Origin of the sequence: Aeromonas sp. QDB25, from assembly GCF_027707725.1 — a bacterium.
In the GTDB taxonomy this organism is placed as follows: domain Bacteria; phylum Pseudomonadota; class Gammaproteobacteria; order Enterobacterales; family Aeromonadaceae; genus Aeromonas; species Aeromonas caviae.
Genome location: NZ_JAPCIZ010000078.1, coordinates 1 through 17,896, shown reverse-complemented (window position 1 = coordinate 17,896; position 17,896 = coordinate 1). Strand labels below are relative to the sequence as shown.

Here is a 17,896-nt window from a genome sequence, read left to right as displayed (position 1 = left end):
ACAACCATGAACGGCTCAAAGTAAAACTAAACGGCCTGAGCCCGGTACAGTACCGAACTCAGGCCATGTCATCCGCCAGCTAACGTGTCCAATAAATGGGGTTCACTTCACGAAGGCGGCTCTTGTCATCACGGGCCAGTCGGTTACCCCGGGCCATCAGGCGCCGATGATGCCGCCATCGTCCCGGGTGATCCGCAACACAGCGGAGCGGGGAATGGCGGTGCCGCCGTCCGGGAAATGGGAGGGCGCCCCCTCCTCACCCGGGTGCTGCACCCCGACGAACAGAGTGCGCCAGTCAGGCGTGAAGGTGAGGCCCGTTATTTCGCAGGCCACAGGGCCGGTCAGGAAGCGGCGCACCTCGCCGCTCGCGGGATCGGCGCACAGCATCTGGTTGTTGCCCATGCCGGCAAACTGCTTCTCGTTGGAGTAGTCGCCGTCGGTCTGGATCCAGAGCCGCCCCGCCTCGTCGAAGCCGATGCCGTCCGGGCTGTTGAACATGTTGTCCGGATGGATGTTGGCACTGCCCGCCATCAGCCCCTCCTTGTGCACGCCAGGGTTGCCCGCCAGCAGGAAGAGATCCCACTCGAAGCTGTCGCTCCCGTGATCGTCCCCCATCGGGCGCCAGCGGATGATCTGGCCATAGGGGTTCTCGGCCCTGGGGTTGGCCCCGTCCAGAGGTTGGTTCTCCTTGATGCCGCGGTTCTTGTTGTTGGTCAGGGTGCAGTAGACCTCGGCCCTGTGGGGATGCACGGCCACCCACTCGGGCCTGTCCATGGTGGTGGCGCCGAGCCGGGTCGCCGCTTCCCGGGCGAAGATGAGCACCTCCCCCTGATCGGCGAAGCCGTTCTCCCGGGTCAGGCCGTGCTCGCCGTGCACCAGGGGCAGCCACTGGCCAGTGCCCTTGAGCTCCCCCTCCCTGGCCTCGAAGCGGGCCACATAGAGGGTGCCCTCGTCCAGCAGATCCCGGTTCGCAGGATCGTTACCCGGCGCCACCCCGTTCTTCGAGACGAAGCGGTAGATGTGCTCCCCCCGCTCGTCATCGCCGAGGTAGACCACGGCGCGGCCATCCTGGTTGACGGTGAAGGCCGCATTCTCATGCTTGAAGCGGCCAAGGGCGGTACGCTTCTTCGGGGTGGAGGCGGGATCGCGGGGATCGATTTCCACCACCCAGCCGAAGCGGTGCGGCTCCTGGGGATGCTTCGCGAGATCGAACCGCTCGTCAAACTTGTGCCAGCCAAAGCCTGCATCCTCGGCGGCCAGGCCGTAGCGGGCGGCGCGCTGGTCCAGCACCGGCTTGCCCTCGCTGCCGAAGTAGCCGTTGAAGTTCTCCTCGCAGGTGAGGTAGGTGCCCCAGGGGGTCTGGCCATTGGCGCAGTTGTTGAAGGTGCCAAGGGCGGTGCGCCCCTCGGGATCGGCCAGGGTCTTGAGCAGGGCATGGCCCGCCGCCGGCCCGCTCAATGTCATGGGGGTCGTGGCGGTGATGCGGCGGTTGAGGACCCCCTTGGGGTTGGCCTGCCACTTGCCATCGATGCGCACCAGCTCCACCAGGGAGACCCCGTGGGCCGCCTGAGCCTTGGCGACAGCCTCTGCACTGAGGGTCTTGCCACCATCTTCAAACAGGTATTCGTAGTTGGTGTATTCGTTGTTGACGGCGAGCAGGGCGCGATCCGGGCCCAGGGGGAAGAAGCTCATACCGTCGTTGTTGTCGCCAAACTGGCGGGCCTGAGCCTTGGCGTCGTTGCTTTGGGCAAAGGCGGGGGCGTCGGCGAACAGGGCATCCCCCCAGGCGATCAGCACCTCGGCCTTGTAGCCGGGCGGCACCACTATGGTGTCGGCCACCGAGGCGGGCACGGCCTGGAAGCCAAGCAGCGGCCGGGTGGCGGCAGCCACGGCCTGAGCCACGGGGCTCGCGGCAAAGAAGGCCACCATGCTGGCGGCGCCCACCCCTTTGAGGAAGCCACGGCGGCTGAGATCCGCCTCGATGAGGCGGTTGAATGCCGGCTCCTGCTCGCGGGGGTGGTTGGCACTGTCTTTCTCGTCAAAACGGCTCATCGGCTTTTCCTTGTTATCTCGGCGCAATCATTGCGTCATCACGGCGTCCGGCCACAGCATGGCAGCGCTTTATTAAACGAGGATGACAAATGATGAGATAACCGGCTGGCCCGGCAAGACGCCATCGCCAACGACAAGGGGCGGTGGACACCAGTCCCACCGCCCCGAAAGACATGTCGCCGACAGAAGGGTTGAACCCTATCCGCACTTCTTCAGACTGATATGCCCGTTTGTACCGGATAGCACCCGCTGGCAGCGTCTAGTTGCACTTCTTCAGGCTGCTATGCCCGTTTGTACCGGATAGCACCCGCTGGCAGCGTCTAGTTGCACTTCTTCAGGCTGATATGCCGTTTATACCGGATTGCACCCGCTGGCAGCGTCTAGTTGCACTTCTTCAGGCTGATATGCCCGTTTGTACCGGATAGCGCCCGATGGCAGCGTCTAGTTGCACTTCTTCAGGCTGATATGCCAGTTGGCGCCGGATTGCACCTGATGTTTGGCGGCGAAGCTGTCCATGTTCAGGGCCACCGACACCTGCAACAGGCTGTTGAGGTAGACCAGGGGCTGGCCCTCCGGCACATCGCCAAAGCTGCTGACGTAGGGGGCCTTGCCCTCGTATTTCAGCGCATCCCCTTCGCTGATCCTGATGCAGGCGTTGTCCCCCTTGTGGATACCCGCCTTGGTCAGCAGGCTATCGTCGATATTGGTCCAGACGTTGCCGTACTGCACGTCCAGGATCGGAATGGTGCCCTTCAGGGTACCGTCTTGCTCGGCCACCGCGGGCTGATAGGGGATGGTCACCACCTCGGCGGGCAGCAGAGGCCCCACCAGCTCGAAGCTGATGGCACCGGAGGCGAGGCGCGCGCCGGTGTAGGCGTAGACGTCGCGGCCGTGGAAGGTATAGGACTTCTCGGAGCCCTTGAGGCGGTTGGTCTTCTCGTCTATCTGGCGCACCGCCTCGATGCCCAAGTGCTCCGCCACCAGGGTCAGGGTGCCGTTGTCCGGGCTGACGATGTAGTGGCCGCTCCTGGTCTTGAGTACCACCGACTTGCGTTCGGTGCCGACACCGGGGTCCACCACGCTGACGAAGACGGTGCCCGCGGGCCAGTATTGCAGGGTCTGATAGAGGCGGTAGGAGGCTTCCCAGATGTTGTAGGCCGGGATCTCGTGGGTCAGGTCATGGAGCGGCAGGGTGCGGTCCACCCCGAAGGCGACCCCCTTCATGGCCGAGACGGCGCCATCCTTGAGACCGAAGTCGGTCTGGAACACCAGAGCCTCGTTGGCAAGGGCACTCGCCCCCACCAGAGAAAGGGCGAGCACGAGGGCGCGGGGGACGATACGAATATCCATGTCAGGGCTCCTTCAAAGACGTTTGGACGTCCAGATTGCCACTCATGGGAATCTTTGCAACCCCTGATGCCCGAATGGGGGGCGAAATGACTCGCCAATCCGCCCTGTGCGGGTGTATCCATGGGGCATCCAACGCCGGGAGCACATCAGATGACCAGAGAGCATCACGACACCATTTTGCTGAGCCTGGGCAATACCCGAAGCCAGGTCGCGCTCACCGCGGCCGATGGCACCAGCCAGACATTTGCATTGACACTGGGGCTCGATGCCCTGACCCCGGGACCCTTTCGCCGGGATCCACCGACGCCCCTGGAACTTGAGCAGGCCATCATGGTGGTGGAGGATGTACTGATGCCCCTCGCGGCACGGATCCCGCCCCACCCCGTGCTGCACCTGCAAAGCCCGGAGCCCCTGGCCGAGGTGCTAGGCAACCGGGTGCAGAGCCGGGAAAACATTGAGCGGTTGTTCGGCCAGCTTGCCGCCATGGTGGAGGGGGATCCTTTGGCATCGGCCCAGTTGCCGAGGGAGAAGCGCATCGCCGCCGCCCTGCTGATCCTGCGGGAGTGGATGCACCACCTGGATGCCGGGAGCGTCGTCCTGGTCGATGGGTGATGCCCTGTCACACAGCGGGCTCGAAGCGCCGCCGAGACACCGCCCAGGCCAGCCCCAGGCTTGTCAGGGTGCTGCCGACGAAGAGCAGATCCAGCGCGACGCCAAGACCGGCCCCGTCGCTCACCCAGCCCAGCAACACGGGTACCCAGTTCGCCACATAGGCGATCACATAGAAGAGGGAGAGCAGCCGCGCGTGGCTGGCCGGGGGCGCGATGCGATTGATCAGGGTCGCACTGCCCACGAACACGGCCCCCTGGGCATAGCCCGCCACCAGCAGCCCGAGTCCCGCCAGCCAGCTGGGCAGGCCGTGAACGGCCCCGGCAAAGAGCAGCACGCACAGCGCCAGGGCCAGCACGCCGCTTTGCAGGGTATGGCGGGCATCGAGGCGACGGGCCCAGAGCTGGCAAAGCCCGGAGAAGACCAGATAGGCCGCGACAAGATAGCCGAACAGCCCCAGATCCGTCATGCCCAGCATCTCGCTCACCACCTTGGGACCCATGGCCAGCAAGCTGGCCGCCACCGCCCAGGCGGTGAAGAGCGCCAGGGCGCAAAGAAAAAACCCGGCCCCCGTGGCCCTGAGCCCCTCCCCCAGGGATCCGCCACCCTGCCCGCTCGGGGCGGCCTCCGTCGCCCTTCCCCCTTCGGGCCAGCTCAACACCAGCCCTCCGATGGCGCAGGCCGCCATCCCCAGGATCAGCAGAAACGGCAGCGTGGTCGGGTAGAGATCCTGCTGCAGCGCCAGCCCGCTGAACACGGGGCCAAGGGCCAGCCCGACGGTGAACGATAATGTGGCGCTAAGCGCCGCCCGCTTGCCCCCATCCCTGGGGCCAAAACGCAGCAGCGCCACATTGGCGGCGCCGGTCAGGCTGCCCGTGCCAATCCCGGCCAGCAGCCGCGCCAGCAAAAGGGCCCAGAAGCTGTCGGCCAGGGAGAAGAGCAGGGCCCCGCCCCCGACCGCCACCAGGGCAGGCAGGATCAGGGTGCGCAGATCCGCCACGCGTCCCGCCAGGTTGCCCACCCCGAACAAGGCGATGAGCACGCCCCCCGCATAGCCGCCATAGATGAGGCTGAGGCCGAGATCGCTCAGAGCCAGCGCCGCCTGATAATGGGGATAGAGCGGGGTAGGCACGCTGCTGTTGAGCAGGGCCGACATCAGGGCGAGGGAGAGAAACCAGCGCAGACGAGGATGGACAACCTGACCTGGCTCGCAAGCCGGGACGCTTGAGACAGACATGGACACTCCAGTGGCAGACGAATGAAACCGCAATCGGGAGCGACATCATAGCGATCCCGCCCACCCCGGACTGCGGCAGTTCTGCATCACGCCGACTCAATCCTGCATCACGTCGAGGTGGCGCGCGCCCTTGGCCGGGGAGCCGCAGGCACGCACCGGACCCGGTCTATCCCCTTGTGCTGCCACCCCCGCTGGCATCTAATATTGCGGCGCCAATCGGGCGTTCTGCTTGAGTGAGGAGCAAGCATGATCAACTGGGACGATGCCCGCTTCTTCCTGGCCCTGGCGCGGCGGGGCAGCCTGCGGCAGGCCGGACTCGAGCTCGGGGTGGATCAGGCCACCGTCGGGCGACGGATCACCCTGCTCGAGCAGCAGCTGGGGGCCAAGCTGTTTATCCGCACCCCCAGACACTATCGCCCCAGCCCCCTGGGGGAAGCGCTGCTACCCCAGGCCGAGGCCATGGCGCAGGCGGCCCTGGCCATGATGCGCACCGCGAGCCTGGGGGAGCTGGAAGGGGAGGTTTGCATCGCCACCACGGATACCCTGGCTCAGGGCTTCGTGCTGCCCGCGTTCACCCTGCTGCGCCAGCGCCACCCCGGCATCCGCCTCAAGTTGCTGACCGCCGTCAGCGTGAGCGACATCCCCAATCAGGAGGCGGATCTCGCCATTCGCAGCGTGCGCCCCGAGCAGGGAGATCTCGTGGTCAAACGGCTCGCCACCATCAAGATGGGGCTCTACGCCTCTCCCGACTACCTGGCCAGGCGGGGCACGCCCCGCTCGGGTCAGGCACTGCAAGAGCACGACCTGCTGCTCTTTCCCAGAGAGCTGGTGGCCCGTCACTGGCTGAGTCTGTGCGGCGAACCGCTCCACGAACCCAACGTGGTCCTGCAGAGCAATGCCCAGCTGGTGCTGATGGCCGCCGCCCGGCAGGGGCTCGGCATCGCCCTGCTCTCCACCTTCCTCGCCGAGGAGGATCCCGCCCTGGTGCGCCTGCTGCCTGACCAGCACGATCCCATCGACATCTGGATGGTGCTGCACCCGGACGTGCAGAAGACGGGCCGCATGCGCGCCCTGGTGGCAGCCCTGGAGGAGGTGTTCCAGCCCCTGCAACAGACCCAGCCCTCCGCCCCCCCCCCTGTCAAACGCACAGGGATTGAGCGGGTATGCCCCCCATACGGGGCACTTTCTTCGCAACGAACCATGTTAGAGTCCGCCGCTGTTTTTTCCTTTGATAACGGGGCCTTACATGAAGAAGTTTGTTGTTTCATCCAGTGTCATCCTGATGGCGGGCTTGCTGACAGCCTGTGCGAGCGAGTCGTCGCGCACCCTGGAGGTGCCCAAGGTTGCCTCCTATCAGAGCCACTATCAGGGCGCACGCAGCCCCATCGCCGTCGGCAAGTTCGACAACCGTTCCAGCTACATGCGTGGCATCTTCTCCGACGGCGTGGATCGGCTGGGCAACCAGGCGAAAACCGTGCTGATCACCCACCTGCAGCAGACCGGCCGCTTCAGCGTGCTGGATCGCGACAACATGGCGGAGATCCAGGCCGAAGCCGGGATCAAGCAACAGGCTCAGCAACTCAAGGGCGCCGACTACGTGGTCACCGGCGACGTCACCGAGTTTGGTCGCAAGGAAGTCGGTGATCATCAGCTATTTGGCATCCTGGGTCGTGGCAAGTCACAGATCGCCTATGCCAAGGTCAACCTGAACATCGTCAACGTCACCACCTCGGAAGTGGTCTTCTCTTCCCAGGGTGCCGGGGAGTACGAACTCTCCAACCGCGAGATCGTCGGCTTCGGCGGCACCGCCAGCTACGACTCCACCCTGAACGGCAAGGTGCTGGATCTCGCCATCCGCGAGGCCGTCAACAATCTGGTGAACGGCATCGAGACCGGTGCCTGGCGCCCGGCTCAATGAGGAGAGACGAGATGACGCTGTTCCGTCCTTCCCTGCTGCTGGTCAGCGGCCTGCTGCTGAGCGCCTGCGCCCAGGGGCCGCAGACGCTCTACAACTGGGATCAATATCAGGGGGTGGTTTACCAGCACATGCAGGGTGACGACACCGGGGTCGAAGCGCAGATCGATGCGCTGGAGAAAAACCAGCAAGAAGCGAGCGCCAAGGGGCAGGCTGTGCCACCGGGCTTTCACGCTCACCTCGGCATGCTGTACGCCCAGCTCGGCAAGGATGCCCAGACTCGCGAGCAGTTCGAAACCGAGAAGCGCCTCTTCCCCGAATCGGCCCCCTTCATGAACTTCCTGATGTCCAACAAGAAGGGAGAGACCCAATGACTCTGCGCCCCCTCCTTGCCCTCACGCTGGGTGCCCTCCTCCTGGGCGGCTGCGCACAGGGCCCCGGCTACGACTACAGCAACTTCAAGGAGAGCAGACCGACCTCCATTCTGGTGCTGCCGCCGGTGAATCACTCGCCGGACATCAAGGCGGGCCCCAGCCTGCAATCCCAGATCACCTATCCGCTCGCCGAGTCCGGTTATTACGTGCTGCCGGTGGCGGTCACCAACGAGACGTTCCGGCAGAACGGCGTGACCGAGCCCGCCGACATCCAGGCGCTGCCCATCAAGAAGCTCCACGAGATCTACGGTGCCGATACCGCCCTCTACCTCGACATCAAGGAGTACGGCACCAGCTATCTGGTCATCTCCAGCGAGACAGTGGTCACCGCCAGTGCCCGCCTGGTGGATCTGCGCACCGGCAAGCTGCTGTGGGAAGGCAGTGCCAGCGCCAGCAGTGCCGAGCAGCAGGGCAATTCGGGGGGCGGCCTCATCGGCATGCTGGTGGTGGCAGTGGTCAATCAGATTGCCAACACCCTGACCGACAAGGGCCATGAAATCGCCGGCATCACCAGCGTCAGGCTGCTCAGTGCCGACATGCCCAACGGCATCCTCCCTGGCCCCCGCTCGCCGAAATACCAGGCTCGCTAAGGCGCGTCGTCTCACTCCACACAAGAGGGCGCCATGCCCTCTTGTTTCAGCCCCCCTTTCCCCCCGCCCACCATCGAATGCGATCTTATCGTCTATCTTTTTGATATTGCTGGCTCATTTTTATGCACACCCCATGGCGCCCCACCAACTTCATCTGGTGATGCCCGGTAAAATCAGTTACAAAAAAGGCCTCTGTCACCACGGGAGCGTTCACGCCATGGCCGCCTCACTGCTGCGTTTCCTCCCCCGTCGATGGTTCACCCGGCTTGGCTGGCTCTGCCTGGCCCTGATGGGGCTCGGATTGGTGTGCAACTACACCTACCTTCGTATCAGGCACGACATGGCGCTCATCACCGCCAAGCAGCCCAACCTGTTCGAGGTGTTCTATCAGCGGGCCCGCATCCTGGCGCCAGAGAAACTGGCCGCCTTCATCGACAACAGCAGCATCAAGATGCCCATTTTCAGCGAGAACGGGGATGCGACGGCCTATGCCTATGGCTATGATCTCCCCACCCTGAAGCGCCTGGCGGTCATTCCCGTGTTGCCCCCGGCCAACCAGATGCTCCTCGCCTACCAGTACGTCATCTCCAACCCCGAGGTCCTCAACCTCTACGCCTTCTATGATGATCGCCGCATGCTTGGCATGGTCGCCAGCAAGGGGATGCTGCCGAGCCAGTTGTTGCCCATCAACACCGACCTCAGCGACATCGAGCCCTGGACCCACTATTTCGGCTGCGCCTTTTTCGCGGCCACCCATGTCCCCTGCAGCACGGATGAAGCTTGGGTCTCCGGTCTCTATACCGACACCTTCACCGGGTTGCAGGCCATCACCCTCTACTTCCCCTTCGTCTATTACGAGCCAGCCATCAAGGACTACCGCTATGGACTCAAGGGCATCGACATCGCCATCGACCGGGCGTTCAAGGAGGTGCTGCACCCCTTCGAGAGCCTCAATCCGACCCGGACCGTCCTCTCCTTCGAAGAGGTCGAGCCCTGCCGCCCGTTCCACCTCTGCCTGAGCACGCCGCTGATGCGCACCAAGGCGGGTAGCGACCTCTACCTCAAATGGTCATACAGCTACGGTGACTTTGCCCGGGCCGTGCTCTACGGGCCGGCCTTCAAGCTCTATCTCATCGTCATGCTGCTGCTGATGCTGACGGGGCGCAGCCTGGTTACCCGCCTGCGCACCCTGGCCCAGACCGACCACCTGACCCGACTGCCGCGCCGTGACATCCTGAACGAGGCGCTGCTGCAGGAGCACGACTACCTGATGATCCTCGACATCGACAACTTCAAGTCCGTCAACGACACCCATGGTCACGGGGTGGGTGACCTGGCGCTCGTCGCCTTCGCCGCTCACCTCAAGGCCAATATTCGCAGGGGCGATGTCGCCATTCGCTGGGGCGGGGAAGAGTTCATCGTGCTGTTCAAGGGGATGGACGATGACAACATGGTGCATCACTCCGCCGCCCGCCTGCTGGAGCGGCCATTGCGCATCCCCGAACTGCCCGCCCCCATCACCTTCTCCGCCGGAGTGACCCGCATTCGCGATTACCTGACGGTGGCCGAGGCGGTGCAACTGGCCGACGACCTGCTCTATCACGTCAAGCAGCACGGCAAGCGCAATATCGCCTATTACCAGGGGCAGACCATCCGCCTTGTCCGCGATCCGGGCGCCGATTAGCCCCCCTGAGCGCCCCGGCTTCTGCCGCGCCCCCGCTATCTGTTACCATCCCGCCACGCTGATTGTTTCCGTCCCGGCCACGGGGCGGGATAACCCCAATACTGGTGCCCTATGTCCATTGCCTCCTTCGCCGAACTGGCCCTCTCCCCCCGCTTGCAGCAAACCCTGACCGAGCTTGGCTACGCCGCCCCCACCCCGGTGCAGGCCAGCGCCATCCCCCTGATCCTCGCGGGGCGGGATCTGATGGCGGGCGCCCAGACCGGCACCGGCAAGACCGCCGCCTTCGTGCTGCCACTGCTGGAGCTGTTGCTGCAACACCCGACGAGCGATGGCCCTCGCCCCATTCGCGCCCTGGTGCTGGTGCCGACCCGCGAGCTGGCGGTGCAGGTTGCCGAGAGCGTCACACGCTACGCCAGGGGCACCACCCTCACCAGCACGCTGGTCTACGGCGGGGTGAGCATCGCTGCACAGGTGGAGGCGCTGAACGCCGGGGTGGATATCCTCATCGCCACCCCGGGCCGCCTGCTCGATCACCTGCGCCAGGGGGCGCTGAGCCTCGCAGCCCTGCGCCATCTGGTGTTTGACGAGGCGGACAGGATGCTCGACATGGGCTTTATGGACGAGATCAAGGCGCTGCTAAAGCAAATCCCGGCGGATCGCCAGACCCTGCTGTTTTCGGCTACCTGCGACGACAACCTCTTTGCCCTCTGCAAGGTGCTGCTGCGCGACCCGGCGCTGGTGGAAGTGGCGCCGCGCAACACCACGGCGGCCGAGGTGGAGCAGCGGGTCTATGCGGTGGACAGCGATCGCAAGGTGGCACTGGTCCAACACATGCTGACCGTGAAGGGCTGGGCACCGGCGCTGATCTTCAGCCGCACCCGACAAGGGGCCGACAAGCTGGCCCAGCAGCTTGGCAAGGGGGGCATCAATGCGCTGGCCTTCCACGGGGATCTATCACAGAGCGCACGGGAAAACGTGCTGCTGGCGTTTCGCGCCGGCACCTTGCAGGCGCTGGTGGCCACCGACGTGGCGGCCCGCGGCCTCGATATCAGCGATCTCAGCCATGTGATCAATCTGGAGTTCCCCCATCAGCCCGAGGATTACGTCCACCGCATCGGGCGCACCGGCCGCGCCGGCAACAAGGGGCTCGCCATCACCCTGTTCAGCCCGGAAGACGCGCCGCTTCTAGAGAAGGTGGAGGCAGTGCTCGACACCCGTCTGCCCCAGCAGTGGTTCCCGGGCTTTGAGCCGGATCTCACCCGCTTCGACCCCGAGCCGCGCCGCGCCAGCAAGGGCGCCCAGAAGCAGAAGGCCAGAAAGCAGGCCCTCGCGGGTAGCAAGGGCGGCAAGGGACGAAAATCCTGACACGACTGTTTGCTGGGGCAGCCATGTGGCTGCTCCAGCATCACCCCTCTCCAGACGCAGGCCTGTGGGGTGACGCCGACCACTTTCCTGCCCCCCTGTTCTGCTCCGCGCCCTCCTCCTCAGTCCGCTTGCCCTGACCCGGCGACCCTTTGCCACACTCTGCTACAAAAGAGGTAGTAAGGGGGCACACTTTCGCCACAAAGCAGGCGTGCAATGGAGGCATGGACAAGGAAGACATCATGAAACCCGCATCCCTCGTCTGGGCCCTGCCCCTGACCCTCATCTGGCTGTTTGGCCTGACCCAGTGGCCCACCGGTCTCTGGCCCTGGCGCCACGAACTGCTGATCCTGACCGGTCTGCTTGGCCTTGGCGCCATGACCCTCTCTTTGCTGCTCGCCCTGCGCCTGCCGAGGCTCGAAGCCTGGTGCGGCGGGCTGGATCGCATGTTGCACCTGCATCGCAGCAGCGCCCTCTGGGCCACCGGCACTCTGGTGGCCCACTGGCTGCTGGTGGAAGCCCCCAAGTGGGCTGTCGCCGCCGACTGGCTGACCCGGCCGGCGCGCCGCGGTGCTGGTGCTGGTGCTGGTGCTGGTGCTGGTAACGATGCCCTCTGGCACAACCTCGGCAATACCCTGGGGGAATGGAGTTTCTATCTGCTGCTGGCGCTGGTGGTGGTGAGCCTGCTCGCCGTGGTGCGCTACGAGCGCTTCAAGGTGGTTCACCGGCTGGCCCCGGTCATCTATCTGATGGGCTGGCTGCACGGGCTCTGCCTGCTGCCGCGCATCGGCGCCCTGACCCCGGTCGGCCTGACCCTGCTTATCGGCGGCGGGCTGGGGGCTCTGGGGGCGCTCTACTCCCTGTTTGGCCGGGTGGGGCGGGACGCACGCCGCCAAGGGACGGTCAGCGCCCTCACTCCTCTGGACGAGCGCACCCTGGAGATCCGGGTTGGCCTCACCGCGCCCCTGCACGGCTATCGCCCGGGGCAGTTCGCCTTCTTCGACTTTGCCGGGCGCGGCGAGCCCCACCCCTACACCCTGGTCGATGTCTCGGCGGATGGCCGCACCCTCACCCTGGCGGTGCGCGCCCTCGGGGATCACACCCGCTGGCTGCACCGCCACCTCAAGGTGGGGAATGCGGTCACCGTGACCGGCCCCTATGGCGCCTTCGCCTTGCCGGATCCGGCCCCGGCGCTCTGGGTGGGCGCCGGTATCGGCATCACCCCCTTCGTCGCCTGGCTGGAGGCCCTGGTACGCCGTGGTGAACAACGCCCCGGCACCACTTTGCTGCAATGCGCCCCCAGCGCCGAGGCCGCCCCCTATCACGGTCGGCTGGCCGAGCTGTGCCGCCGGGTCGGGATCGATTACCGGCTACACCTGGAATCCGAGCGTGGCCGACTGGATCTCGCCGCCCTGGGCCAGCGCCAGCACACCCCGGTGTGGTTCTGCGGCCCCGAGCCCATGGCCCACACCCTGGATGCCCATCTGGCCACCCCGCTGCACCGGGAGCTGTTTCGCTTTCGCTGACGGGCCAGCCGGCGCAGTCAGCCATCGGCTGCGCCGTTTTTCTCGGTGCGGGGCGCAGGCGGGCCGGCAAACAGCAAGATTGTCCAAGCGAGAGGCACACCCTTGGGGCTAGATTAGGGGGGCAGTCTGGTACAGGAGGGAAAGATGGCGCAGGACAACCAGTTCATATTCGCACACAGTCAGCACCTGGCAAGCCTGACTGCGCTGCGGGTCAACATGACGGAATTTCGCTACGACCGTCACGCCCACGAGGAGTACTCCTTCGGGGTCACTCTGGCCGGGCGGCAGAACTTCTTCTGCCACGGCGGAGCCCACTCCAGCCCGGCAGGCAGCGTCATCCAGTTCAATCCCGGGGATGTCCACGACGGTCATGCCGGTGACAACGCCAGCCTCGACTACACCATGCTCTACATTCCGCCCCACGAACTCACCCCGCTGTTTGCCGATGCCGCGGGCGAGCGGGCAATGGGGACCTATCGGTTGTTGCAGCCCCTGGTGCGCGATGAGGCGCTGAGCGCCTGCATCCTCGAGCTGGCCCAGGCGGTGCGCGGCCAGGCCGACAGCATAGAGCAGGAGTTTGCCCTCTATCGCCTCGCCACCCGGGTGATGCAGCAGGCGGGACGTTTTGAGCCCAATGGCCGGGTGAGCCGCATCGATCGCCTCCTGTTGCAGGCCAGGGACTTTATCCACGCCCACTTCCAGCAGGATATCTCCCTGGCCGACATCAGCGCGGCGGCCAACATCTCCAAGTACCACTTCCTGCGGCTGTTTCGCCAACAGCTTGGCATCACACCCCATCAATACGTGATCAACTGCCGCATCAATGCCGCACGGCGCGCCTTGGCCGCCGGAGAGTCGGCGCAGGATCTGGTGTACCGCTACGGTTTCACCGATCTCAGTCACCTCAACCGTCGCTTCAAGCGCATCTATGGCATGACTCCCACCCAATACAGTGCCAGCCTGATCCGCTGAGCCCAAGGAACACCCCATGATTGAGCTTCTCGCCTATGCCATCGGCATCATGTATACCCCTGGCCCCGTCAACCTTATCGGCCTCAATGCAGGCCTGGGTGGCCGCACCCGCGCCTCCCTTGGCTTCTTCCTCGGGGTCGGCTTGGCGATGTTCGTGCTCCTGCTGCTCTTTGGCTGGGCGGGCACCCGCCTGGTGCGGGAAGATACCCTGATCTATGTCAGCCTGGTGGGGTGCCTCTATATCGCCTATCTCGCCATCAAGATTGCCAGCGACAGCGGCGAGCTCGGTGCCAACGAGGCGCCTGCCCGCCCTCTGGGGGTGCGCAGCGGCTTCGTCATCCAGTTGCTCAACCCCAAGGCCATGATCGCCACCCTGCCCATCACCAGCATCCAGTTCCCGGCAGCCCAGATCCACGGCTGGAGCCTGCTGCCCTGGTCCCTGCTGCTCGGTCTGCTGGCCGCCGGCGCCCCCGGCAGCTACTCGATGGCGGGCAGTCTCATCGGACGTCATCTTCAACATCCTCGCTGGTTCAGGTACTTCAACCTGCTGATGGCCGCCCTGCTGCTCTACAGCGCCATCGCCCTGGCCTACCAGCATGTCTACCTGCCGCTGGCTGGCTGAGCAGGTCAATTGCCCACGCCAAAAACGGTGAAACACCACCGATGAAATGGCACTGCAACTGAGAAGACACAGGCCGGGCACTGCTTCACCGGCCTTTTCGGGTCAATTTCGCCATGGGCTGACTATCCTCAACAGGGTCTTGTGCCCGAAGTGACGCTCCCCATGGTTCGCTTCGGTACCAGAGGCAGACCCCTTCCCTCATCGGCGTCAACGCAGCAATACGACGCCATGACCAAAACCCTCATTCGGATATTGATGCAGGTTGAATGAATCAATATCATCTTGCGGCCCCCGGTCATGGATAAGAATGTTGTATGTCCTTTGATAAAAAGCACGGTGAGTTCATCTTCAATGTGCAGGAACACCTGGTCACCTGCGAGCTGATCGGCCCTTTCAATGAAGAGGGTATGCTGGCGTGGATTGCACAGATAAAGTCCGTGGTGAACAGCCTGGACGGTAAGCGTTTCTGCGCCCTGGTGGATCATCGTCAGCATCAGGGGGTGGTGCTCTCCGCCCTGCCCCATCTGCAGGAGACCTATCAGTGGCTGACCCAGAAGAATCTGGTGGCCATCGCCTCCCTCTATTCGGCCAAGGTGCTCCATCACATCGCCCTCTCCTGCCTCTCTCTCACCCATCCGGACCATATCCGGGCATTCAACGACCCCCAAGAGGCCATCGCCTGGCTGGATGCCCAATACCAGACGCGGTAGGCCACCCGCCCTGTGTTGATACGCCATATGCCGCGCCCTCACCGCCCAAGTCCGGATAAACAGGCCCCAATCCCTGCCCTGAGGTGCTGAGCCCGGCAGCAACCGATGGCTATTCCCCGAGCGACAGGAAAGAGGCCACCGTCAGAACCGCCGCATCTTGCCCGGTTATCTGTACCGGCAGGGCAGCATCCCAGCCAAGGGGCATCTGCGCCGCCCGCACGCTGCCGCCCCAGAAGCTCGCCACCAGTATCAAGGCCCCGGCCAGCCCGTATTTGATCCAGGATTTCATCGTCTTGCTCCCCTCTCGTTGCCCCTCGCCACCTTGCGGCAAGCAGGCCCATTTATCAGTGGGCAGAAAATACGGGGGATTTGTGAGGGGAAAATGAGGTTGTGTGAAGCCAAGGTGAAGTCGGGGGACGTCAGGAGAAATCAGCAGCGAGTCACGACAAAGATGGCTGTTGATGGCGCGGAGAGTAGAGAGAGGGAAATGATCAAAGCATACAATCCGCACCTTGAAGTGGTTTGCGGCGTGACGTTTGGGCACAGAATAGGCTACATACTTTGCCGCAATGAACATATGGACTCTTACAAAGCACAACATGCAAGATACAACGATATCTTATTAATTCATGAAATGTGATTCACCTGGGTATTAATTTTAAATTAAGAACATTATCATAAATACATTACCCCTTACTTTTGAGTGTTACATGATCTTTTCACTTTTTCTAAGAAACTATAAAACTTACAGAGGATGGAATTTCATTCCTGTCTTAAATGGTGAGCATTTCTCTGCTTTTGTAGGTGAGAATGGTGTAGGTAAGAGTTCTATTCTAGAAGCACTAGATGTCTATTTTAATAGCCCAAACTCCGACTGGAACTACAATCACAGCGTAGCAAAAAGTGGCTTCAGTTCTACAGAGCCAACAATATGTCCAATTTTCATAGTACCAAAATCATACATTAATAAATCTAGAAACATTTATAAATGGCTTGAAGTTGTCAGCCAGATAACATGGCAACTAGAATTTCAACAATTTAACTCTTCACACATAAATATTGCCAGCGAATTCATTAAACAACTTGACAGATTTAAAGCTGAGAACAAAAACCACGAAAAGACATTTTTTATATTTCCACTTGCGGTAGAAAAGAAGAGCCAACGAGAAACAAAGTTTTCCCTATCCATTTTCCATGGTGTTTCAGAATATAAAGAAGATTTATTTGAACAATTTGAAATAGGATTAGATGATTTTATTAATGAGGCTCGAGAACTAGTTTTAGAACTTTTCGAGTACATATATATACCTTCTGAAATTGATTTTGAACACTATACAAAGATAGAAAGTAATACTACCCAGTCATTAATGGGAACAACCGTAGACGAAATTGTAAGAAAGGCGGTAGATGAAAAACTCATAAAAGAAATAAATACAAACCTAGACAATTTCATTGGTGAAGTAAGTAACTATCTAGGTACATACGAATACAAAAAACCAGCTAAAAAACAAACGCTATTTAATTTAACCCACTTATCATCAAAAATAATTGAAACCTACTTTGAATCTAAGGTTTTGAACTTAAAATCAACAGGTGAATCGACACCTATATTTCACTGTAGCTCAGGTGAAAAACGTAAGGCAATTATAGATCTGGCGAGTGCATTTATTATAAAGTCGACTGATAGACGCAGACATGTCATTTTAGCCATTGATGAACCAGAAATATCACTTCACACATCATCTTGCTTCTCCCAATTTGAAAAACTACGGTACATTTCATCCGGTGGGGTACAAACCCTCATTGCTACTCATTGGTATGGGTTTATGTCTGCAGTTCCTGCGGGGACAGCAACATATATAGCTGAGCAAGATACTGATAAAAAAGCATACTTAATTGATCTTTCTAGATTCAGAGAAGATATTAAATATATAAAAGAAGAATCAAAAGGAAAACAGCCAGCAAGTATTGAACTAAAAAATATCAATGATCTTGTTCAGTCTATCATTGCATCTGTCACATCTGAAGAACGTGGATGGATTATATGTGAAGGAAGCTCTGACAAAAGATATATTGAGCACTGGATAGGAAATGAATCCAATGTGAACGTTATCTCTATTGGTGGCTCAAAATATGTTAAGAAACTATATGAGTACTTTCATTTAGCTCTTGAAGAAGATCGCCAAGAAATTAAGGGTAAAATATTTTGCCTATTAGATACTGATAAAAAATATGAAAAATACACTTCTAGATCATCAATAAAACAAATAGATATTAAACGCCTGCATAATTGCATAGAGAAAAATGAGACAACATTAAAAAACACCAACGATAACAATTTCTTCCCTCCAACCGAGATCGAGGATTGCTTAGAGCCGAATAAATTCATAGAGACATTCTTGTTCTTTTCAAACGTGCTAGACAATGTGGCATTTAAAGAACTATCAAGAAAAATGAAAGTACACATAGCTAATTCGCCATCTGGTCTATCTCTAAACCTTGGACATATAGAACAAAAGCAACTCGAAAGTTTTTTTGATACTGATGGTATGAAAACAAGCTTTTCCAAAAAATATTGTGAACTAGATACGGAAAAGAATGTACCTATCTGGATAAATCAGATTAAAGAATTTCTCGCAAAAAAATAGTCATGCGGCTCATAGCGTGAAGCTATGGCAGACCTGCTTTATAGGAAAGTTTCTATTAAAAACCACCTGCATTATGAAGTGAACCCCATTTATTGGACACGTTAGCTGGCGGATGACATGGCCTGAGTTCGGTACTGTACCGGGCTCAGGCCGTTTAGTTTTACTTTGAGCCGTTCATGGTTGTA

16 protein-coding genes and 2 pseudogenes are annotated in these 17,896 nt (G+C 60.6%); 13 read left to right on the top strand and 5 right to left on the bottom strand.

Annotation, left to right across the window (positions count from 1 at the left end; translation table 11 throughout):
- On the top strand, nt 1-83 hold an 83-nt coding region (locus PG883_RS19420; RefSeq protein WP_244077648.1), incomplete at its 5' end, for an IS3 family transposase.
- Nucleotides 84-156: 73 nt separating this feature from the next.
- On the opposite strand, the gene PG883_RS19415 is transcribed toward PG883_RS19420, so the two are convergent.
- Together PG883_RS19415 and PG883_RS19410 are read right to left on the bottom strand one after the other, a co-directional pair.
- A complete protein-coding gene (locus PG883_RS19415; RefSeq protein ID WP_270807721.1) occupies nt 157-2,052 on the bottom strand; it encodes a PhoX family protein in 1,896 nt (631 codons plus the stop codon).
- A 441-nt stretch (nt 2,053-2,493) separates the two neighbouring features.
- Nucleotides 2,494-3,402: an SAM hydrolase/SAM-dependent halogenase family protein gene (locus tag PG883_RS19410; RefSeq protein WP_270807719.1), complete on the bottom strand. Its 909-nt coding sequence runs from the start codon at nt 3,400-3,402 to the stop codon at nt 2,494-2,496.
- A 150-nt stretch (nt 3,403-3,552) separates the two neighbouring features.
- Between PG883_RS19410 and PG883_RS19405 the strand changes: the two genes are divergently transcribed.
- On the top strand, nt 3,553-4,014 hold the full coding sequence (locus PG883_RS19405) for a hypothetical protein (RefSeq protein ID WP_045523445.1): 462 nt from the start codon (nt 3,553-3,555) through the stop codon (nt 4,012-4,014).
- A gap of 7 nt (nt 4,015-4,021) precedes the next feature.
- Here the strand turns inward: PG883_RS19405 and PG883_RS19400 are convergent, their stop codons facing one another.
- Complete coding sequence (locus PG883_RS19400; protein WP_270807717.1) at nt 4,022-5,248, bottom strand: MFS transporter; 1,227 nt, start codon at nt 5,246-5,248, stop codon at nt 4,022-4,024.
- 246 nt (nt 5,249-5,494) lie between these two features.
- Between PG883_RS19400 and PG883_RS19395 the strand changes: the two are divergent.
- From PG883_RS19395 to PG883_RS19350, 10 genes and pseudogenes are all read left to right on the top strand, one after another.
- Nucleotides 5,495-6,286, top strand: a pseudogene (locus PG883_RS19395) (LysR family transcriptional regulator); the annotation flags it as partial.
- 208 nt (nt 6,287-6,494) lie between these two features.
- Nucleotides 6,495-7,166: a CsgG/HfaB family protein gene (locus PG883_RS19390; protein WP_029313711.1), complete on the top strand. Its 672-nt coding sequence runs from the start codon at nt 6,495-6,497 to the stop codon at nt 7,164-7,166.
- An 11-nt stretch (nt 7,167-7,177) separates the two neighbouring features.
- Nucleotides 7,178-7,537: a DUF4810 domain-containing protein gene (locus PG883_RS19385; RefSeq protein ID WP_010672939.1), complete on the top strand. Its 360-nt coding sequence runs from the start codon at nt 7,178-7,180 to the stop codon at nt 7,535-7,537.
- A complete protein-coding gene (locus tag PG883_RS19380) occupies nt 7,534-8,187 on the top strand; it encodes a DUF799 domain-containing protein (RefSeq protein ID WP_042881020.1) in 654 nt (217 codons plus the stop codon). The genes PG883_RS19385 and PG883_RS19380 overlap by 4 nt, the downstream gene beginning before the upstream one ends.
- Before the next feature lie 217 nt (nt 8,188-8,404).
- Nucleotides 8,405-9,871, top strand: a complete 1,467-nt coding sequence (locus PG883_RS19375; protein WP_270807711.1) for a GGDEF domain-containing protein — start codon at nt 8,405-8,407, stop codon at nt 9,869-9,871.
- Between the two features lie 111 nt (nt 9,872-9,982).
- The gene (locus tag PG883_RS19370) at nt 9,983-11,236 is read left to right on the top strand and encodes a DEAD/DEAH box helicase (RefSeq protein WP_270807709.1); all 1,254 of its coding nucleotides are present in this window, start codon (nt 9,983-9,985) and stop codon (nt 11,234-11,236) included.
- A 239-nt stretch (nt 11,237-11,475) separates the two neighbouring features.
- Nucleotides 11,476-12,759 carry a ferredoxin reductase family protein gene (locus tag PG883_RS19365; RefSeq protein WP_406568593.1) on the top strand — a complete coding sequence of 428 codons (1,284 nt, stop codon included), beginning with the start codon at nt 11,476-11,478 and terminating at the stop codon, nt 12,757-12,759.
- Nucleotides 12,760-12,903: 144 nt separating this feature from the next.
- Nucleotides 12,904-13,731, top strand: a complete 828-nt coding sequence (locus tag PG883_RS19360; RefSeq protein WP_010672934.1) for an AraC family transcriptional regulator — start codon at nt 12,904-12,906, stop codon at nt 13,729-13,731.
- 16 nt (nt 13,732-13,747) lie between these two features.
- Complete coding sequence (locus PG883_RS19355) at nt 13,748-14,353, top strand: LysE family translocator (protein WP_010672933.1); 606 nt, start codon at nt 13,748-13,750, stop codon at nt 14,351-14,353.
- A 314-nt stretch (nt 14,354-14,667) separates the two neighbouring features.
- Entirely contained in the window at nt 14,668-15,063 is a 396-nt protein-coding gene (locus PG883_RS19350) for a hypothetical protein (protein ID WP_042016530.1), read from the top strand.
- Between the two features lie 196 nt (nt 15,064-15,259).
- Here the strand turns inward: PG883_RS19350 and PG883_RS23970 are convergent.
- A pseudogene (locus PG883_RS23970) lies at nt 15,260-15,352 on the bottom strand (subclass B2 metallo-beta-lactamase); the annotation flags it as partial.
- Between the two features lie 421 nt (nt 15,353-15,773).
- On the opposite strand from PG883_RS23970, the gene PG883_RS19340 reads away from it, so the two are divergent.
- Nucleotides 15,774-17,711, top strand: coding sequence for an AAA family ATPase (locus PG883_RS19340; protein ID WP_270807704.1), 1,938 nt, complete (start codon nt 15,774-15,776; stop codon nt 17,709-17,711).
- Nucleotides 17,712-17,812: 101 nt separating this feature from the next.
- Here the strand turns inward: PG883_RS19340 and PG883_RS19335 are convergent.
- Nucleotides 17,813-17,896: IS3 family transposase (locus PG883_RS19335; protein ID WP_244077635.1), on the bottom strand; the 84-nt coding region annotated here is incomplete at its 5' end.